This is a genomic window from Cyanobium sp. Aljojuca 7D2 (assembly GCF_024346415.1).
GTDB lineage: Bacteria > Cyanobacteriota > Cyanobacteriia > PCC-6307 > Cyanobiaceae > Cyanobium_A.
This window is the reverse complement of sequence record NZ_JAGQCX010000013.1, coordinates 1-16929: the sequence shown is the minus strand read 5'-3', so window position 1 is coordinate 16929 and position 16929 is coordinate 1. Positions and strand designations below refer to the sequence as shown.

General features: G+C 66.0%; 20 protein-coding genes. 10 read left to right on the top strand and 10 right to left on the bottom strand.

What is annotated here, in order from left to right; genetic code table 11:
• Positions 1–18 precede the first annotated feature (18 nt).
• A complete protein-coding gene (locus tag KBY57_RS12375; protein WP_254996184.1) occupies positions 19–552 on the top strand; it encodes a single-stranded DNA-binding protein in 534 nt (177 codons plus the stop codon).
• Positions 553–576: 24 nt separating this feature from the next.
• Here KBY57_RS12375 and KBY57_RS12370 read toward each other — a convergent pair whose 3' ends face one another.
• On the bottom strand, positions 577–777 hold the full coding sequence (locus tag KBY57_RS12370) for a hypothetical protein (protein ID WP_254996183.1): 201 nt from the start codon (positions 775–777) through the stop codon (positions 577–579).
• Positions 778–793: 16 nt separating this feature from the next.
• Between KBY57_RS12370 and KBY57_RS12365 the strand changes: the two genes are divergently transcribed.
• The 3 genes from KBY57_RS12365 to KBY57_RS12355 are packed head-to-tail and all read left to right on the top strand — an operon-like array spanning position 794 to position 3404.
• Positions 794–1342: a DUF2854 domain-containing protein gene (locus KBY57_RS12365; protein WP_254996182.1), complete on the top strand. Its 549-nt coding sequence runs from the start codon at positions 794–796 to the stop codon at positions 1340–1342.
• Between the two features lie 42 nt (positions 1343–1384).
• Positions 1385–2281, top strand: coding sequence for an acetylglutamate kinase (gene argB / locus KBY57_RS12360; protein WP_254996181.1), 897 nt, complete (start codon positions 1385–1387; stop codon positions 2279–2281).
• On the top strand, positions 2274–3404 hold the full coding sequence (locus tag KBY57_RS12355; protein WP_254996180.1) for a DUF3153 domain-containing protein: 1131 nt from the start codon (positions 2274–2276) through the stop codon (positions 3402–3404). Before argB ends, KBY57_RS12355 begins: the two co-directional genes overlap by 8 nt.
• Before the next feature lie 8 nt (positions 3405–3412).
• Here the strand turns inward: KBY57_RS12355 and priA are convergent, their stop codons facing one another.
• Both priA and KBY57_RS12345 read right to left on the bottom strand, forming a co-directional pair.
• Positions 3413–5647 carry a primosomal protein N' gene (gene priA, locus KBY57_RS12350; protein ID WP_254996179.1) on the bottom strand — a complete coding sequence of 745 codons (2235 nt, stop codon included), beginning with the start codon at positions 5645–5647 and terminating at the stop codon, positions 3413–3415.
• A complete protein-coding gene (locus KBY57_RS12345) occupies positions 5644–5958 on the bottom strand; it encodes a hypothetical protein (protein ID WP_254996178.1) in 315 nt (104 codons plus the stop codon). The genes priA and KBY57_RS12345 overlap by 4 nt, the downstream gene beginning before the upstream one ends.
• 253 nt (positions 5959–6211) lie before the next feature.
• Here KBY57_RS12345 and rpoD point away from each other — a divergent pair, with 253 nt between their 5' ends.
• From rpoD to KBY57_RS12325, 4 genes are all read left to right on the top strand, one after another.
• On the top strand, positions 6212–7498 hold the full coding sequence (rpoD, locus tag KBY57_RS12340) for an RNA polymerase sigma factor RpoD (protein ID WP_254996177.1): 1287 nt from the start codon (positions 6212–6214) through the stop codon (positions 7496–7498).
• A complete protein-coding gene (locus tag KBY57_RS12335) occupies positions 7495–7893 on the top strand; it encodes a DUF1824 family protein (RefSeq protein WP_254996176.1) in 399 nt (132 codons plus the stop codon). The genes rpoD and KBY57_RS12335 overlap by 4 nt, the downstream gene beginning before the upstream one ends.
• Positions 7894–7973: 80 nt before the next feature.
• Positions 7974–8936 (top strand): hydroxymethylbilane synthase, encoded by a 963-nt coding sequence (gene hemC / locus KBY57_RS12330; RefSeq protein WP_254996175.1) that lies wholly within the window; start codon positions 7974–7976, stop codon positions 8934–8936.
• A complete protein-coding gene (locus tag KBY57_RS12325) occupies positions 8911–10929 on the top strand; it encodes a chloride channel protein (RefSeq protein ID WP_254996174.1) in 2019 nt (672 codons plus the stop codon). Before hemC ends, KBY57_RS12325 begins: the two co-directional genes overlap by 26 nt.
• On the opposite strand, the gene KBY57_RS12320 is transcribed toward KBY57_RS12325, so the two are convergent.
• The 5 genes from KBY57_RS12320 to KBY57_RS12300 all read right to left on the bottom strand — a co-directional run bounded on the left by KBY57_RS12320 (position 10914) and on the right by KBY57_RS12300 (position 14430).
• Positions 10914–11087, bottom strand: a complete 174-nt coding sequence (locus tag KBY57_RS12320) for a hypothetical protein (protein ID WP_254996173.1) — start codon at positions 11085–11087, stop codon at positions 10914–10916. The two genes, KBY57_RS12325 and KBY57_RS12320, sit on opposite strands and share 16 nt — an antisense overlap.
• A gap of 114 nt (positions 11088–11201) precedes the next feature.
• Entirely contained in the window at positions 11202–11762 is a 561-nt protein-coding gene (locus tag KBY57_RS12315) for a L,D-transpeptidase (RefSeq protein ID WP_254996172.1), read from the bottom strand.
• 58 nt (positions 11763–11820) lie between these two features.
• Entirely contained in the window at positions 11821–12408 is a 588-nt protein-coding gene (locus KBY57_RS12310; protein WP_254996171.1) for an inorganic diphosphatase, read from the bottom strand.
• A gap of 49 nt (positions 12409–12457) precedes the next feature.
• Positions 12458–14017: a carboxypeptidase M32 gene (locus KBY57_RS12305; RefSeq protein WP_254996170.1), complete on the bottom strand. Its 1560-nt coding sequence runs from the start codon at positions 14015–14017 to the stop codon at positions 12458–12460.
• Positions 14018–14091: 74 nt separating this feature from the next.
• Positions 14092–14430 (bottom strand): ArsR/SmtB family transcription factor, encoded by a 339-nt coding sequence (locus tag KBY57_RS12300; protein WP_254996169.1) that lies wholly within the window; start codon positions 14428–14430, stop codon positions 14092–14094.
• A 153-nt stretch (positions 14431–14583) separates the two neighbouring features.
• On the opposite strand from KBY57_RS12300, the gene KBY57_RS12295 reads away from it, so the two are divergent.
• Positions 14584–15027 (top strand): hypothetical protein, encoded by a 444-nt coding sequence (locus KBY57_RS12295; protein ID WP_254996168.1) that lies wholly within the window; start codon positions 14584–14586, stop codon positions 15025–15027.
• A 180-nt stretch (positions 15028–15207) separates the two neighbouring features.
• Complete coding sequence (locus tag KBY57_RS12290; RefSeq protein WP_254996167.1) at positions 15208–15480, top strand: ribbon-helix-helix domain-containing protein; 273 nt, start codon at positions 15208–15210, stop codon at positions 15478–15480.
• A 26-nt stretch (positions 15481–15506) separates the two neighbouring features.
• On the opposite strand, the gene KBY57_RS14395 is transcribed toward KBY57_RS12290, so the two are convergent.
• Together KBY57_RS14395 and KBY57_RS12285 are read right to left on the bottom strand one after the other, a co-directional pair.
• A complete protein-coding gene (locus KBY57_RS14395) occupies positions 15507–15704 on the bottom strand; it encodes a sigma factor-like helix-turn-helix DNA-binding protein (protein ID WP_409996452.1) in 198 nt (65 codons plus the stop codon).
• 113 nt (positions 15705–15817) lie between these two features.
• On the bottom strand, positions 15818–16348 hold the full coding sequence (locus KBY57_RS12285; RefSeq protein WP_254996166.1) for a sigma-70 family RNA polymerase sigma factor: 531 nt from the start codon (positions 16346–16348) through the stop codon (positions 15818–15820).
• Positions 16349–16929 lie beyond the last annotated feature (581 nt).

The window sequence follows — 16929 nt, the reverse complement described above, 5'->3', positions numbered from 1 at the left end:
CCCAATGGTTGCCGGGGAGTGAATCACTGTCTGCTCGAGGTCGAGGTGCTGGAAGCGCCCCAGGTGCGCTACACCCAAGACAACCAGACGCCGGTGGCGGAGATGGCCGTGCAGATCGACGGTCTGCGTCCCGATGATCCTCCGGGCCAGTTGAAGGTGGTGGGCTGGGGCAATCTGGCCCAGGAGCTGCAGAACCGGGTGCAGGTGGGCCAGCGGCTGATGCTCGAAGGCCGCCTGCGCATGAACACCGTGACCCGGCAGGACGGTGTCAAGGAAAAGCGCGCCGAATTCACCCTGGCCCGCCTCCACCCCCTGGGTGCAGGAGCCTCCGGAATGGCTGCAGGCACCGACTCCCCCATGGGTGCCCCCGCCGCCAGTGCCAGTGCGCCGCCGGTGCGCCGCGCCGCCGGCTCCGGGATGGCAGCAGCTCCAGGCGGTGGCGCCCCCAGCGCGGCGCCTCCCAGCGCCGCCCAGCCGGCTGCCCAGCCCCCCACCTGGAACACCTCGCCGCTGGTGCCCGATCTGCCCGACGACGACGACATTCCCTTCTGAATTGAGCCCTACCGGCCTACCTGCTCACTCGCCCACCCGCTCACTGGCCTGGTCGAGCAGCTGGCCGAGTTCGCGCTCCAGAGCTGCCAGATCCAGGCGCCATTGGGGCCAACGGCCGGCATCAATCTGACGCAACAGCCAGAGCCGATCGGCCTTAAGCGCTTCGATCAAGGCAGCGGTGCTGGGATCAGAGGCCGTGCTGGAGGCATCGGAGGCCATGGGCATGCAGGAAGATGGCTGTATGCAAGCACTCCTCTCCCCCGGAAGCCTGGTCACGATTGCGGGAGCAGTGCTCACGGTGATCGGCTCAATCGCTTACGCCACCGACATCCCCAACCTCAGCCTGCCGACGATCTTTTACGGCATTCCGATCCTGCTGGGCGGGCTAGCCCTGAAATCATCGGAGCTGCCGCCCCCGCAGCGCCTCACCCCCGCCGCCCAGTACAAGGCGCTGCGGGAGCTCCCAGAAAGCGAACCGCTCCGCAAGCTGCTCGCCGACGTGGACCGCTGGCGCTACGGCCAGAAAGCCCATCTGGAGAGCTCGCTGGAGGTGCTGAAGCTCTGGGATGAGGACGCCCCGCCCCAGTTGATCAGCGTCGAAGAGCTGGATTGCGACGGCCGCTACGGACTCAGGCTGCGGTTTCGCTGTGAGGGGGTGCCCCTGGAGCGCTGGCAGGCCCGGGCCGACCGCCTCGGCCGCTTCTTCGGGCCAGGCCTCCAGGCCGACATTCAACCGGAGCGCCGCGACAGCTTCAGCCTCGCCCTGGTGCCCGCGGCTGCAACGAGCTAAGACCCGCTTGTTCCCCATTCCCCGTCGTTTCTGCGCCCCGCCTTGAGCTCCGAACCCTTGATCAGCAGCCAGGACACCCTGCGGGTGTCGGTCCTCAGTGAGGCCCTTCCCTACATCCAGCGCTTTGCTGGCCGCCGGGTGGTGGTCAAGTACGGCGGTGCGGCCATGGTGCGCGACGAGCTGCGCGATGCCGTCTACCGCGACCTGGTGCTGCTGGCCTCCGTCGGCGTGCAACCGGTGGTGGTGCACGGCGGCGGCCCGGAGATCAACGACTGGCTCACCCGCCTCAACATCGAACCGGCCTTCCGCAACGGCCTGCGGGTGACCACCCCGGAAACCATGGACGTGGTGGAGATGGTGCTGGTGGGCCGGGTCAACAAACACATTGTCAACGGGCTCAACCGCGTGGGTGGGCGGGCCGTGGGCCTGTGCGGCAGCGATGGCTCCCTGGTGCGGGCCCGCACCTACGCCGATGGGGCCAATGGCCTGGTGGGGGAGGTGGCGGCGGTGGACCCCTCCGTGCTGTTTCCTCTGCTCGATGCGGGCTACATCCCCGTGATCTCCAGCGTGGCGGCCGACGGCGAGGGGCAGGCCCACAACATCAACGCCGACACGGTGGCCGGCGAACTGGCCGCCGCACTGCAGGCCGAGAAGCTGATCCTGCTGACCGACACGGCGGGGATCCTGCAGGATCGCCACGATCCCGGCTCCCTGATCCGCCAGCTCAGCCTCTCGCAAGCCCGGCAGCTGATCCACGACGGCGTGGTGAACGGCGGCATGACCCCGAAAACCGAGTGCTGCATCCGCGCCTTGGCCCAGGGGGTGGCAGCGGCCCACATCGTTGATGGCCGGGTGCCCCACGCCCTGCTGCTCGAGGTGTTCACCGATGCGGGCATCGGCACGATGGTGGTGGGCAGCCAACGCGCCTGCCATGGCTGATGCGCCCCTGGAGGAACAGCTGGCCCCAGCTCGCGCGGCCCTGGAGCGGGGTGACTACGGGCGGGTGGTGCGGCTGCTCGAGCCCCTGACCCGCGAACACCCCTCCACCACCCAGACAGGTGCCGAGATCCAGCTGCTGCTGGCCACGGCCTGGATGGGCCAGGGTGACAACGCTCGCGCCATGGTGTGCTGCCGCCTGATCAAGCGCTGCCGGGATGCCACCCTGCGGGCCCAGGCCCAGGACCTGCTCACCGTGCTGGAAGCCCCCGCCCTGGAGCGGCCCCGCGACTGGTCGATCACCCTGCCCGATCTGGGCTCAGCCCAGGCGATGGGCAGCCAGATGCAGCAACTGGCCCGCAGCCGCCGCGCCAACAAACCTCCGCCGCCGCCGCCACCGCCCGTTGGGCCCACCCGGGCCCCGGTGGGCTTTGCCCTGCTGGCGGTGGTGTTGCTGCTGCTCACGGTGCTGCTCGGCGGCTGCATGGAGGTGCGCACCGAGCTCAACTTCAAGGGACCGGGCCGGCTGCAGATCGCCCATGCCCTGATCAGCGCCGGCGCCCAGCCGCCCCCCTGGGCGCGCCAGTTCAGCCAGATCCTGCAGAGCCAGGGCTTTCGGCCTACCTCCACCGTGGCGGCGTCTGCGGCCCCTGGGGATTGGCAACAACGGCTGCAGAGCCAGGTGCTGGCGGCACCCCGCGCCCTGGAGCTGCTGGCCCGCAACCTCAGCGATGCGGCCCAGCTCGCCGGGGTGACCCTGCCGGCTCCGGAGCTCGCGCTGCAGGAGCGCAACTGGCTGGTGGGGGTGCACCAGACCCTCGAACTGGCCGTGGACCTGCGGGAGGTGCAACCCCTGCCGGGCTTCAGCGCCGCCGTTGAGCTGAGCCCCGCCGGCAGCAGGGCCGTGCAGAGCGCTGGCCCGGAGCCGGCCCAGGCTCTTCCAGGCCGGCAGACCCTGCGTTGGCCGCTGCGCTTCGGGGCGCGCAACACCCTGCAGCTGACCTGCTGGCGCTGGAGCGGATTGGGGCTGGGCGGCCTGCTGATCGCGGCGGGCCTGGCACTGGTGCTGGCACTGGAGCGCCTGCGCCGGCTGCTGGGCTTCGGCCTGCCCGAGCTGCCGGCCTAAGCCACCTCTTACAGGGTGAGGGGATCGGGGTCGATCGCCAGCCCCACCCCCGCCGGCAGCCCCTGGCGCAACAGGGCCTCACTGGGCAGGGGCAACGGCTGCCCGGCGGGTCCGTGCAACAGCAGCTGCCAGCGGCTCTTGCCCGCCACCCGGGCCACCGGGGCCGGGGCGGGACCGATCAGCAGCCAACCGGCCGCTTCGAGGTCGCCGCGAATCCGCTCCGCCAGAGCCGCTGCCGCCGTGGCGGTGCCGCTGGCCGTGGGGCCACTCAGCCGCAACAGGCAGGCCCGGCTAAAGGGCACCAGGCCGGCCTGGCGACGCAACTGGCTCTCCTCCAGCAGAAATTGCCCGTAGCGGCCATCCACGAGATGGCGGATCACGGGGTGATCGGGGCTGTAGGTCTGCACCAGCACCTCCCCCGGCTTCTCACCGCGCCCGGCCCGGCCCGCCAGCTGCAACAGCAGCTGCAGGCACTGCTCCGAGGAGCGCAGATCAGGGCGATGCAGCAGTCCATCCGCCGCGAGCACCACAGCGAGGGTGACCCGGGGCAGGTCCATCCCCTTGGCCAACATCTGGGTGCCCACGAGCACGTCGGCCTCACCTTGGGCAAAACGGTCGAGCAGGCGGCGGTGACCATCCCGGCCCCGGGTGGTGTCGCGATCGAAGCGCAGCAACCGCAGCCCCTCCAGCTCGGCTGCCAGCTGCTCCATCACCCGCTGGGTGCCGGCCCCGAAGGGTTTGAAGGCGGTGGAGCCGCAGTGGCCGCAGCGGTCCCCCAGCTCGGCGCGGTGATCGCACCAGTGGCAGCGCAACCATTCCTGGCCGCCCTTGGAGCGGTGCACCGTGAGAGCCACATCGCAATGGGGGCACAGCACCGCCTCGCCGCAGCTGCGGCAACTCAGGAAGGCCCGGTAGCCGCGGCGGGGCACCAGCACCACGGCCTGCTCCCCCTTCTCCTGCAGCTGCTCAAGCCGCCCCATCAGGGTCCGACTGAGCAGGCGGCGGTGGCCCTCAGCCAACTCATGGCGCATGTCGATCACCCGCACGGCGGGCAGCGGCCGGGCACCGATCCGCTCCGGTAGCCGCAGCAGGCGGGTGGAGGCCTGGGGCCCCTGGCACGCCAGCCAGCTCTCCAGCGATGGGGTGGCACTGCCAAGCACCAGCCGGGCTCCGCTGCGCCGGGCCCGCTGCCGAGCCACATCGCGGGCGTGGTAGCAGGGCATCGGGCTGTCCTGCTTGTAGGAGCTGTCGTGCTCCTCATCCAGCACGATCAAGCCCAGGCGTGGCATCGGCAAAAAGATCGCCGAGCGGGTGCCCACCACCACCACCGGCTCGTCTTCGAGGCAGCGGCGCCAGGTGGCAACCCGGGCGCCATCGGCGAGGCCGCTGTGAAACTCCACCACCCGGGAGCCAAAGCGCTCACGGGCACGGTCAAGCAGCTGGGGAATCAGGCCGATCTCCGGCGTGAGCAGCAGGCAGCCCTCCCCCGCGGCGAGCGCCCGGGCAGCCGCCTGCAGATACACCTCGGTTTTGCCGGCGCCGGTGACGCCCCAGAGCAGAAATTCAGCGCCCGGATCCGCCCCGGCCAGAGCCTGCACCGCAGCGGCCTGGGCTTCGGTGAGAGCAGGCCAGGCGGCAGCCGGCAGGCCCGCAGAACTGCTGCCCTGCTCCGACTCCGAGCGCCGCACCACCAACCCCCGAGATTCCAGGCCCTTCAGCACAGCCCGGCTGAAGCCCGCCTCCCCGCAGAGCTGGCGCAGGGGCACCGCAGCGGCTTGACCCTCCAGGTGGTCCAACAGCTGCTGCTGCCGGGGGGTAAGGGGCTGGCTGGGGAGCGGCGCGGCGGAGCGTTCCACCAACCAGGTTGGACGGCTGGTGCGACTGGGCCCCTGGCTGCGCTGGCCGAGCCAACCCGGGGGAAGGGCGCTCTTGAGTGTTTTGAACAGGCTGGTGTGGCACGACTCGGCCACGCTCTCAATCAACCCTTGCCATTGGGGATCGACGGCGGCGCGCTGCCAGATCACCAGAATCGGTTGGATTGTCTTGCCGCTCAGACTGGCCGGCAGCTGATCGAGCGCTTCCACCACAAGCCCGGTGTGCAGGCGGCCCTGCAGACGCACCCGCACCAGATCACCGATGCCAGCAGGGGTCTGAGCGCTGTTGGCATAGGTAAAGACCTGGCCTTCCCGGCCGGCCTCAAGCCAGATCTGCAGCCACGGGGGCGTCGAGCTTGCAAAGGTCACAGCCCATTCATAGAATGTGTCTGTTGGGCAGTCCAATGGCTGCCGTCGGAACCGAGCAGAGTTCCGTCCAGCGGGAAGACCTGAAGAGAGACCCCGGGAGCCAGCCTCCCACCATTCGGCCTCCCGGTCTGCGACCACCCCTGACAGCACTGCTTGGCTCCAGCCAATTTTTTGGCTCCAGCCAATTTTTTGGCTCCAGCCAATTTTTTGGCTCCAGCCAATTTTTTGGCTCCAGCCAATTTTTTGGCTCCAGCCAATTTTTTGGCTCCAGCCAATTTTTTGGCTCCAGCCAATTTCCTGGCTTCGGCCATCCAATCAGGCTTCAGCCGCCGACCTTTTTGTTCCATCAGGTCGTTTTCTGTCGTGAGGTGTCCCGTCGACCCCGCTGTTCAACATCACTGTCGACTCTCCTCAAACCCTTGAGGCCTCTCGAAGTCCAGCCACCCGACCGACCATCGCCGTTTCCAACCCAGTTCGACTGTGCAGTCGTGCTGAATGCCGACGGGCAATCCCTGGAAACCCGCTTCCTCCCCAACGCTCTGTCTCTCTTCGTTTCCGTATCCCATGAGCCCCGCTGCTGCCGAGCTGAAAGCAACCCCGGAAATCCTGATGGTGGCCACGGCGGCCGGTGAAGAGTTGGCTGTGAAGCCCAAGGCGAAGAAGGCTGCTGCCAAGCCCAAGGCCACTTCCAGCAAGTCTGCCGCCCCAAAAACCACAACCGCTAAATCCAGCCCAGCCAAAGCCAAGGCTTCAGGCACCAAGGCCCCAGCCAAGGCCAAGGTTGCCGTTGCGGATGCAGCCCCCGCCACCGACGGGGCAGACCCAGGCCTCGCCGCCGCGGTAGCCGAGAAGGACGACAAGGCCGCCAAAGCTCTGGCGAGCATCAAGGTGGGACCGAAGGGCGTCTACACGGAAGACTCGATCCGCGTCTATCTGCAGGAGATCGGCCGGATTCGCCTGCTGCGGCCCGATGAGGAAATCGAGCTGGCTCGCAAGATCGCCGACCTGCTGCAGCTGGAGGAACTGGCGGCTCAGTTTGAAGCCGACCACGGCCACCACCCCGACAACAAGGAGTGGGCAGCCCTGGTGGACATGCCCCTCATCAAGTTCCGCCGGCGCCTGATGCTCGGCCGGCGCGCCAAGGAAAAGATGGTGCAGTCCAACCTGCGCCTGGTGGTGTCGATCGCCAAGAAATACATGAACCGGGGCCTGAGCTTCCAGGACCTGATTCAGGAAGGCAGCCTCGGCCTGATCCGCGCCGCCGAGAAGTTCGACCACGAGAAGGGCTACAAGTTTTCCACCTACGCCACCTGGTGGATCCGTCAGGCCATCACCCGCGCCATCGCCGATCAGAGCCGCACCATCCGGCTGCCGGTGCACCTCTACGAGACGATCTCGCGCATCAAGAAAACCACCAAGACCCTCTCCCAGGAATTCGGCCGCAAGCCCACCGAGGAGGAGATCGCCGAATCGATGGAGATGACCATCGAGAAGCTGCGCTTCATCGCCAAGAGCGCCCAGCTGCCCATCTCCCTGGAAACGCCGATCGGCAAGGAGGAGGATTCACGCCTCGGCGACTTCATCGAAGCCGACATCGAGAACCCCGAGCAGGACGTGGCCAAGAACCTGCTGCGCGAAGACCTCGAAGGCGTGCTGGCCACCCTCAGCCCCCGCGAGCGCGACGTGCTGCGCCTGCGCTACGGCCTGGATGACGGCCGCATGAAAACCCTTGAGGAGATCGGCCAGATCTTCGATGTGACCCGCGAGCGGATCCGTCAGATCGAGGCCAAGGCCCTGCGCAAGCTGCGCCACCCCAACCGCAACGGCGTGCTGAAGGAGTACATCAAGTGAGTGAGGGCCTGACGGCCCTGCGGGGGCTGCGCAGCGCGCCGATGCTTCAGGCCCCTGAGCGTGCTGCGCTGTTGACGGAACTGCAGCCCTGTCTTGCCGCCTGTGACTGGTTCACGGTGGGGGTGATGGCTCCCACCGCGGCCACGGCCCTGGCCTGCCTGAGCCAGCTGGAGAGGGCCCTGGGCTGGAGCCCCCTGGAGCTGGATCCGGCCTGCGAAGCCCTGGAGGCCATCGAGGGTCCGGTGTTTCTCAAGGCCAACCAGAACACGGGGCGCTTTCTGGTGCGGCGTGAAACGGGGCTGGGGGATGGGCTTCTCATCACTGGCCACAGCAGTGCCAATCCCGACGCCGAAGACACCTGGGGCCCCTTTCCCCTCGATCTGTTTGCCGCCTGAGCGATCCCGCGCGTTTGTGACAGCGCAGGCGTTGCTGGAGAGCTCCACTCCTTAGGCTGGGCGCCTGTTATCTGGCACCGATGGCCAATCACCTGCGCATCGCCTCCCGCCGCAGCCAGCTGGCCATGGTGCAGACCCATTGGGTGCGCGATGAGCTGGCCAAGGCCCACAGCGGCCTGGAGATCAGCATCGAGGCGATGGCCACCCAGGGCGACAAGATCCTCGATGTGGCCCTGGCCAAAATCGGCGACAAGGGCCTGTTCACCAAGGAGCTCGAGGCCCAGATTCTGGTCGACCAGGCCGACATCGCCGTTCACAGCCTCAAGGACCTGCCCACCAACCTGCCCGAAGGCCTGATGCTGGGCTGCATCACCGAGCGGGAAGATCCCGCCGATGCCCTGGTGGTGCACGCCAAGCACAACGACAAAACCCTGGCCACCCTGCCCGCAGGTGCCGTGGTGGGCACCAGCTCCCTGCGCCGCCTGGCCCAGCTTCGCCACCACTACCCGCACCTCACCTTCAAGGACGTGCGCGGCAATGTGATCACCCGCCTGGAGAAGCTCGATTCCGGTGAATTCGACTGTCTGATCCTGGCGGCAGCCGGCCTGGGGCGGCTGGGGCTGGGCGACCGCATCCACGAGCTGATCGATCCCTCCATCTCCCTGCACGCTGTGGGCCAAGGGGCCCTGGGCATCGAGTGCCGCGAGGGCGATGGCGCCGTGCTGGAGCAGATCAAAGTGCTGGAGCACACCCCCACCGCCCGCCGCTGCCTGGCAGAGCGGGCCTTCCTGCGCGAATTGGAGGGCGGCTGCCAGGTGCCGATCGGCGTCAACACCCTCTTTGCAGGCCCCGACAACACTGGAGAGCTGATCCTCACCGGCATGGTGGCCAGCCTCGATGGCCTGCGTCTGATCCGCGATGAGGCCCGCGGCCCCCAGGAGGATCCCGAGGCCATCGGCATTGCCCTGGCCCACACCCTCAAGGCCCAGGGAGCAGGAGAAATCCTGGAGGAGATCTTTGCAACGGTCCGGCCTGAAGCCTGAAACCACATCCGAACCCGCTGAGAACCAGGCCCCGGCAGAAGCCGAGGCCCGCGCCCTCCCGTACCAGTGGAATCTGCTCGCCTGGGCAGCCCTGGTGGGCGTGCTCACCGGGCTGGCCGTGGTGGGCTTCCATGAATTGCTTGGCTTCATCAACAACGGGCTGTTTGGCCCGTTCGTCGAGGGCCTGCTCACCGTTGGCCGAAGCCAGCCGCCCGAGCTCCCGCCCGAACTGCCCGCCCTGCCTCCGGATACGGGCACGCCCCTGCGAGCCCTGCTGCAGGTGGGTCTGGGGGGCCTGGGCTTTCTGCCGCCACCGCCGGCAGCGCCCGAGCCGCTCCCCCTACCCGTCTCGTCACTCCCCGACTGGATCAGCCTCTGGCCGGTCGTGGTGGTGCCCACGTTGGGGGGGCTGGCCGTGGGCCTGCTACGCCGCTATGGCGGCGACCTCGGTCCGGGACTACCCAGCCTGATGGCCATGGCGGATGGGGCGGTGCCGGCCCAGCCCCGGCTGCCGCTTCAGCGCCTGCTGGGCGCATCCCTGAGCCTCGGCAGCGGCGCCTCCCTCGGCCCCGAGGGCCCCAGCGTGGAGAGCGGCGGCAACCTTGGGCTTTGGGTGGCCTTGCGCGGCGGGCTCTCCCCCCAGAGCCAGAAAGCCCTGGTGGCGGCCGGGGTGGCCGCCGGCCTGGCAGCAGGCTTTAAGGCCCCGATCGCAGGGGTGTTCTTTGCCTTAGAGGGAAGCTTCAGCGCCGTGCAGGGCCGCCCCAGCCTGCGGGCCGTGCTGGTGGCGGCGGTGGCCTCCTCGCTCGTCACCCAGCTGCTACTCGGCGACACGCCGATCCTGCGACTGCCGGCCTACGAGGTGCGCTCGCCACTGGAGTTGCCCCTCTATCTGGGGCTGGGGTTGGTGGCCAGCTTGATGTCCTGGGCCCTGATCAGCCTGCTGGCCGCCGGCCGCAGTGAACGGCTGCAGGGCTGGCTGGCCCAGTTGCCGCCGGGCCTGCCCACCGCCCTGGGCGGGGCCTGTGTGGGCCTGATGGCCCTGGTGTTTCCCCAGGTGCTGGGAGTCGGCTACGACACGATCGAAGCCCTGCTCGGCAGTAACGGGGGGGTGCCGCTGTTGACCCTGCTGGTGTTGCTGGGCGTGAAACTGCTGGCCACCGGCATCAGCAACGCCACCGGCTTCGTGGGCGGGGGATTTGCCCCCTCGCTGTTTCTCGGGGCCGTGCTGGGCAACTGCTACGGCCAACTGCTCGGCGCCAGTGGCCTGCACCTGCCGGTGGCCGAACCACCGGCCTACGCGATGGTGGGCATGGCGGCCGTGCTGGCAGGCAGCGCCCGGGCGCCACTCACCGCGCTGCTGCTGCTGTTTGAGCTCACCCGCGACATCCGCATCGTGCTGCCGCTGATGGCCGCGGCCGGCCTCAGCGCCGCCCTGGTGGAGCGCTGGCAGGGGCTGGCGGATCCTGGGCTGCTCGGCCCCGATCCCCAGGAGGAGCACCGCCGCCGCCAGCTGGCGGCCTTGCCGGTGGGTGAAGCCTTTGAGCCGGAAGCCCCGCTGGTGCTGCCGGCCGAGCTGCCGGCCCACCTGGCCCTGCGCCAGCTGGTAGATGCCCACGGCCATTGCCTGGTGGTGGCTGACGGGGCCTGGGTGGTGGGGCTGGTGACCCTGGCGGACCTGCAACGGGCTCTCAGTGCCGAACCCTCGCGCAGCCCAAGTGGCGCGGCCTTGGTGCCCAGCCTGATGGACTGCCGCCGCGGTGATCTGGTGTGGCTGCCCCTGTCGGCCCAGTTGGCCCAGCTGGAGGATCAGCTCACCCCCAATGGCCTACGCCAAGTGCCGGTGTTCGATGTGCCGCCAGCCGTGGCGGCGGCCCTGCCCCATGGCTTGCCGAATCCTGGCCTCCCCGTCGAAGCGCTGCGGGGTTTGGCCAGTCGCGATGGCATGGCCCGGGCCTTGGCCCGGCACCTGCAGCCAGCTCAGGACTGGGCCTGAAGGGCGCCGTTGAGCGGCTGGGCTGCCGGATCGACGGCACACAGGCGCTCCAGGATCCGCTCGAGGTCGAGGGACGACAGCTCGCCGTCGCTGGCCCACTTGAGCGTGGTGCTGGCCTGGGGATCGGCAGGTTGGTGGGAAGGGGAAGCCGGGGACATGAACGGGGCCGAGGGAGGCCCATGGCCTCAAAGAGGCCTTACAAAGTACATGTGTTGATGCGACGTTCCGCCGGAGAGCCGTCGATCTCCAGAATGTTTTCCATGGATGGCCGATCAGCGCTGCACAATCACCGGCGTCCCGACATCCACCAGATCAAACAGTTTGCGCACATGCTCGTGCAGCATGCGCACGCAGCCATTGGTCACGGCGGCGCGGGAGGTCACCGTCCACGACCAGGCAGACGGAGTGCCGTGGATGCCGTATTGGTTCGGACCGCTCTGCTGGAACCCCAGCCAGCGGTCGCCCAGGGGACCATTAGGCCCCACCGTGGCATTGATCTTGCCGCTCTTGGTGCTCTGGTATTTGGGATTGACCACCTTGTTCTGAACCGTGAACCGGCCCACTGGGGTGGGCGTGCTGGGGTCGCCGATCGCCACGGGCCAGCTGCTGATCACCTTGCCGTTTTCACGCAGGCTGATCGTGCGCTTGCTCAGCTGCAACACGATTTCTCGGGTGCTGGCCTGGGGGGCGGGAGCAGACTGAGGCCCAGGAACTGCCATGGCAGCGGGCGCTGCCGGTTGAACCGACGGGGACACAGGGGTGTCCTGGGCCCAGACCGGCGCCATCAGCAACGCGACAGCGGCAAGCCAGAGGGGTTTGAAGGAGGTGGTCATCGGCAATTCGCGCGCAAACTTCGAACTCAGACTGAAAACCCCGGCTGCGAGCTCTGGCTCAGTTCACCAACTTGGCATCGATGGTGTCGCGGTAGCGCTGCTCGCACTCCTTGATGATGCGTACGGCCTCGGCGGGTTCAAGGAAGCCGTTCACCTTGCAGGTGCCGGGCTTCTTGAGATCCTTGTAGTGCTCCCAGTAGTACTCGGTTTCCTTCACCCACTGCGCACCGAGCTGGGTGTAGCTGGTGATGTGGTCCATGCGCTTGTCATCGGCCAGCACGGCGATCACCTTGTCGTCCACTTCGCCGCCATCGTCGAAGGTCATGATGCCGATGATGCGGGCCTCCACCAGGGAGCCGGGCACCAGGGGTTCGGTGACGCCCACGATTTCGATGTCGAGGGGATCGCCGTCCTCGTCCCAGGTGCGGGGAATGCAGCCGTAGGCGAACGGGTAGGCCAGGGAGGAATAGCCGACGCGGTCGAGCTTGAGGTGGCCGGTTTCCGTGATCAGCTCGTATTTGTTGATCGTCATGGAGTTGAGCTCCACGATGGCGTTCAGACGCAGCTCGGCTTCATCGGCAAAGGCCGGCAGCACGTGCAGCAGGTTGAGCATCGTGCGGCTCGGAGCGTGGTCGATGTTCGCCATGGGCGCGGCTTCAAAACGGGATTGGGCGGCATCCTAAGGAGCGGGGTCATCAGGCCTGAAGCGGCTCGAGCTTGTGGCGCAGATAACGGAGAAACGGGGCTGCGCTTAGAGGAGCACCACTCACCTGCTCCACCAGCCCTTCGGCATCGACGCTTCGGCCCAGGGGGTAGACCCGCTGGGCCAACCAGTCGTGCAAACGGCTCTCCTGGCCCGCGCCGATCGCCGCCTCGATGGCGCCATCACCCCACTCCTGCTCCATGGCTTCTGCCAGCTGGGCGCTGATCAGATGGCCGAGGGCATAGCTGGGGAAATAACCAAACAGCCCTTCGGCCCAATGAATGTCCTGGAGGCAGCCCTCGGCATCGCTCTTCGGCTGGATGCCCAGCAGGTTGCGCATCCGCTGGTTCCACTGCTCAGGGAGATCCTCCACCGGCATGTCCTGCTCCAGCAGAGCCAGCTCCAGCTCGTAGCGCAGCACGATGTGCAGGCAGTAGCTGAGCTCATCGGCCTCCACCCGGATCAAGCCAGGCTTGAGCGGGTTGAGGGCGCGCCAGAAGCCCTGGGCGTCGCCCCAGGGCTCGCTGGCCGGCGCGCTGCCCAGAGCGGCGCAAACGTGGGGATGCCAACGCTCGGCAAAGGCGCGGCTGCGGGCCACGCGGCACTCCCAGAACAGCGACTGGGATTCGTGCACGCCCATCGAGGTGGCCTCCCCCAGGGGCCAGGGGAAGTAGTGGTCGCCTGAGCGGGGCAGGCCCTGCTCGTAGAGGGAGTGGCCCCACTCGTGGGCGGTGGCCAGAAAGGCCGAGAGGGGCTGGCCCGGCACCACCCGGGTGGTGATGCGGAAGTCCTGGGGGCCCACCGTGCAGGAAAAGGGATGGGCGGAGTGGGAGCGCTGGCAACGGCTTGGGTCGTAGCCCCATCGCTCGAGCAATGCGGTGCAGAGCTCCTCCTGCATTGCCTCAGGCCAATCCAGCGGTTCAACAGCGTCGCGGCTGGCGGAGACCGGCTCGACTGAGGGCGCTCCTGCGACCTGCTGCAGCAGGTCTGGCAGCTCAGCCTTGAGCGGCGCAAACAACTCGCCCAGCCGCGCCTTGGTCACCTCAGGCTCGAAGGGCTGGGCCAGCACCTCCCAGGGGCTGCGGGCCACCGGCTCAGCCGCCGCCAGCTGGCTGGCCTGCTGTCGGCGCAGGGCAATCAGCTCCTGGAGGGCCGGGGCAAAGGCGGCGAAATCGTTGCGGGCGCGGGCGTCCTGCCAGACGGCATTGCCGCGAGACTGGGCCTTGGCGAGGGCCGCCACCAGGGCTGGATCAAGGCAGCGCTGACGCTCCAGCTCCAGCCGCAGCAGCTGCAGATTGCGGCGGCGCTCAGGCAGCGCATCGACGTCGAGCTCGGCCTCAGCCGCTGCCACCAACTCGGCGTATTCCGCGCTGCTCTGGCGCTGGTGCAACTGGCCGGCCAACAGGGCCAGCTGGTCCCCCCGCCAAGCGGCGCCAGCCGCGGGCATCACCGTGTTCTGGTCGTAGTAGAGGGCACTACTGATCGAGCCCAGCAGGCGCGTTTGGTGCAGATGGCTCCGGAGACGCGCAAGGGCCGAGTCGAATGGAGCCATAGAGATGACGAGGCGGTGACGCATCAAGCATGGTCCCCACCAGCGGCTACCCACCAGTCGCCACAGCAGCGGGCTTAGGCCGACTGCAACTGGGAGAGCTGGTCCTCCAGGCGCTGCTTCAGCCGCGTCTGCACCAGGGTGCAGAGGTCGTTGACCAGCTCGCCTTCTGCAGTCCAGATCGTGCGCACCCCATCGCGCTCACACCGCACCAGGCCGGCCCGCTGCAGCTGGCCCAGCTGGCGGCTGATGTGCGATTGGGAAAAGCCAGTGGCCTCAATGAGCGCAGCCACATCCATCGGCCCCTGCTTCAGCTGACAGAGCAACTGCAGGCGGGCCGGCTCACTCAACAGCCGAAAGAACTGGCTGTACTCCTCCAGCAACTGGGGAGAGGGCATGGAGCCGAAGGCAGCCATCAAAGCGAGTATGACAATAAAGACATTATGCAGCAGGCTGCTGATCCTGCAGGAGCGCCGTCGTGCTGCAGGTGCTCGAACGCAAGCCAGCCGGATGGGCTGCAACCGCCCCACACTGAATCCAAGGAAGAGCCCGGCATGCGGGCAAAGCCCATGCGCCAAGCCACCAACCATGCCCAGCGGCTGATCACCCTGTGGATCGCTTGGATGCTGGCCATGCTGTTCCATGTGGATCTGGGCTTGATGCCCCTGTTCCACGGTCAGTCACCGGAGATCCACAGCCAGCTCCCCACCAGCGCCCTACCGCTGCTGTTCGGCGCCATGCTCGGCTACTTCCTGCTGCCGCTGATCGCGATTGTGTTGATCAGCTATGCCGACACCGCATCGGATCCGGCATTGCGCTGGCGGCCCTGGCGACGTTTGCACTTCTGGTTCAGCATCGTCTACTCAGTCACCAACGTGCCCCATCTGATCGCCGACATCCTGGTGCCAGTTGCCCGAGGCGATCAGATCGCGCTGATGGCAGCCCTGACGGTGTTCGGGTTGCTGATCAACGTGGAGGGCTGGCGCTGGTGGCGCGGGGATGCTTGCGACTGAAGCCCTTTGCTGAGCTCTGCACCGCGACTGCGGCAGGCCACACCGGAACCGAACCGGTTGGAGCGCAAACCGCGAAAAGGGCTCTAAAAGTAGTGCTATTGCGACGCAGATGGCACACGCAAGAATGTGACATCGAACGCACCAGAAACCCATCCATGCTTTACCTAGAGGAACGAAACAATGAACGATCGTCTTCGCGTTCTTCAGCGTCAGCCCCGCCGGATCTCGATCACCTTGAGCTACCACGTGCATGAGGCCTTGCTGAGCCGATCGGAAAACGAAGGCCGCTCCGTCTCCAACCTTTGTGCCTTCTTGCTGGAGGACGCCTTGAGGGAACAACAACCAGCGATGGCACAGCCCTCAGGCTTCGAAGGCAACGGGCACCGCGCGGTGCAAGCCAAGCAGCTGCTCGGCATCAATCCCACCCCCAACGGGCACCTCAGAAGGCCATAAAACCGAGAGGTGCCGAGGCCGCCTCTTCAATCAGGATTCAAGGCGGGTACAACATTTCTCCTCAACTTTCCGAGCGCTCGGCTCTCGATAACCTGAACATGATGCCTGGTTTTCCCCGTTAAGCGTGAAACATCCACGAGTGACAGTTTTTTATCACTCGAAAACCGAAGGTTTAACACCTGAATTTCAAACAGGGAAAGCTGGGCTATATACCCCTGAGCCAAGCATAGTCATCAACGACAACATTTTTATCGGCCGAAGGAATGGTATCCTTGAGCGTCAATTCACCGCCCTCTGCGCCCGACACGCCACGATCAAGTGACACCGTATTATTATACTATAGCAACAAGTTGACCTGGGCAACTCGCTTCTCATCTTCACCGCTAATTCTAACAACATCTTCGACTTTTAACGCCCCTCCGTTGGCAATCTGAAGATGGCTCATCTTCACAGCAAGCGACAACAGAGAGTGGGGAATTCGAATCAGATAGTTGTATTCGTGAATAAATCTAGCAACCGCCTGGCGAATCCACCAATAGCCATAGGTCGAAAATCGATACCCTCTTGAAGGGTCAAACTTCTCAACAGCTCGAATCAAGCCAAGATTTCCAGCCTGAATTAAATCCATCATATCAATGCAATTTCCACGAATTCGACTCCGATATTTCGACACCACACTCACCACCAACCGCAGATTGGCATTGACCATACGGTCTAAAGCACGGCGACCGCGTCTCTCGACAGCCTTAGAAGGCTGTTCCTCATCCAACCAAGCTCGAATTAGGCGTCCATGATGCAGTTCTTCCTCAACACTTAACAATGGAATACGACCAATTGCTTTGAGATAGTCGCCGAGGATGTCGCTCATAGAAAGGGCCAAAAGGTCCTGACCATGCTCCAGCAACAGCCTCTAATCAATAGGAAAAACCGCCATTCTGCGCCTTTCCTGCATCAACCAGACGCAGACAGGTCTGCAGGTCATGACAGGCCTGTCGTGGCGATGGCATCAGGCCCACTGATGTGACCTCCTTGCCCAGCCGTGAGGCCCCAAGCAAGCCTGCTGCCAGCTCAAGCGAGGGTTTTCATCAACGCACTTTTATGCAATAAAGCAATTGCATGCATCAATTTCTGGCTTTATGCATTGAAGCGCAGGCAGATCTACAGCAAAGCGCCACTGACAGCAATCTCGCTTTCCCATATATTTGAATTACTGGAGCTCGCTCTTCCGCAATGCCGCGCATCACCGTCGAACTGACAACAGAGGAGCACCGGGCACTCAAGCTACTGGCCATTCTTGAAAACAAAAAACTTGGAGTGGTCTTAAGGGCACCTCGAAAAATTCGCGTCCGCAGTCGGCAGTAGCTCACATAAAAATGCCGCCAAAGGCGGCTTAATCACAATATTAGCCTTCAGATCGTCAACCAGGTTCCCGTTCAGATCTTATGAAGT

Excerpts from the sequence above, each read along its gene's own strand:
- KBY57_RS12370 (WP_254996183.1), bottom strand. The coding sequence starts at position 777 with ATGCCCATGGCCTCCGATGCCTCCAGCACGGCCTCTGATCCCAGCACC.
- KBY57_RS12365 (WP_254996182.1), top strand. The coding sequence starts at position 794 with ATGCAAGCACTCCTCTCCCCCGGAAGCCTGGTCACGATTGCGGGAGCA.
- KBY57_RS12355 (WP_254996180.1), top strand. The coding sequence starts at position 2,274 with ATGGCTGATGCGCCCCTGGAGGAACAGCTGGCCCCAGCTCGCGCGGCC.
- KBY57_RS12345 (WP_254996178.1), bottom strand. The coding sequence starts at position 5,958 with ATGGCCGAAGCCAGGAAATTGGCTGGAGCCAAAAAATTGGCTGGAGCC.
- rpoD (WP_254996177.1), top strand. The coding sequence starts at position 6,212 with ATGAGCCCCGCTGCTGCCGAGCTGAAAGCAACCCCGGAAATCCTGATG.
- hemC (WP_254996175.1), top strand. The coding sequence starts at position 7,974 with ATGGCCAATCACCTGCGCATCGCCTCCCGCCGCAGCCAGCTGGCCATG.
- KBY57_RS12320 (WP_254996173.1), bottom strand. The coding sequence starts at position 11,087 with ATGTCCCCGGCTTCCCCTTCCCACCAACCTGCCGATCCCCAGGCCAGC.
- KBY57_RS12315 (WP_254996172.1), bottom strand. The coding sequence starts at position 11,762 with ATGACCACCTCCTTCAAACCCCTCTGGCTTGCCGCTGTCGCGTTGCTG.
- KBY57_RS12310 (WP_254996171.1), bottom strand. The coding sequence starts at position 12,408 with ATGGCGAACATCGACCACGCTCCGAGCCGCACGATGCTCAACCTGCTG.
- KBY57_RS12305 (WP_254996170.1), bottom strand. The coding sequence starts at position 14,017 with ATGGCTCCATTCGACTCGGCCCTTGCGCGTCTCCGGAGCCATCTGCAC.
- KBY57_RS12300 (WP_254996169.1), bottom strand. The coding sequence starts at position 14,430 with ATGGCTGCCTTCGGCTCCATGCCCTCTCCCCAGTTGCTGGAGGAGTAC.
- KBY57_RS12295 (WP_254996168.1), top strand. The coding sequence starts at position 14,584 with ATGCGCCAAGCCACCAACCATGCCCAGCGGCTGATCACCCTGTGGATC.
- KBY57_RS12290 (WP_254996167.1), top strand. The coding sequence starts at position 15,208 with ATGAACGATCGTCTTCGCGTTCTTCAGCGTCAGCCCCGCCGGATCTCG.
- KBY57_RS12285 (WP_254996166.1), bottom strand. The coding sequence starts at position 16,348 with ATGAGCGACATCCTCGGCGACTATCTCAAAGCAATTGGTCGTATTCCA.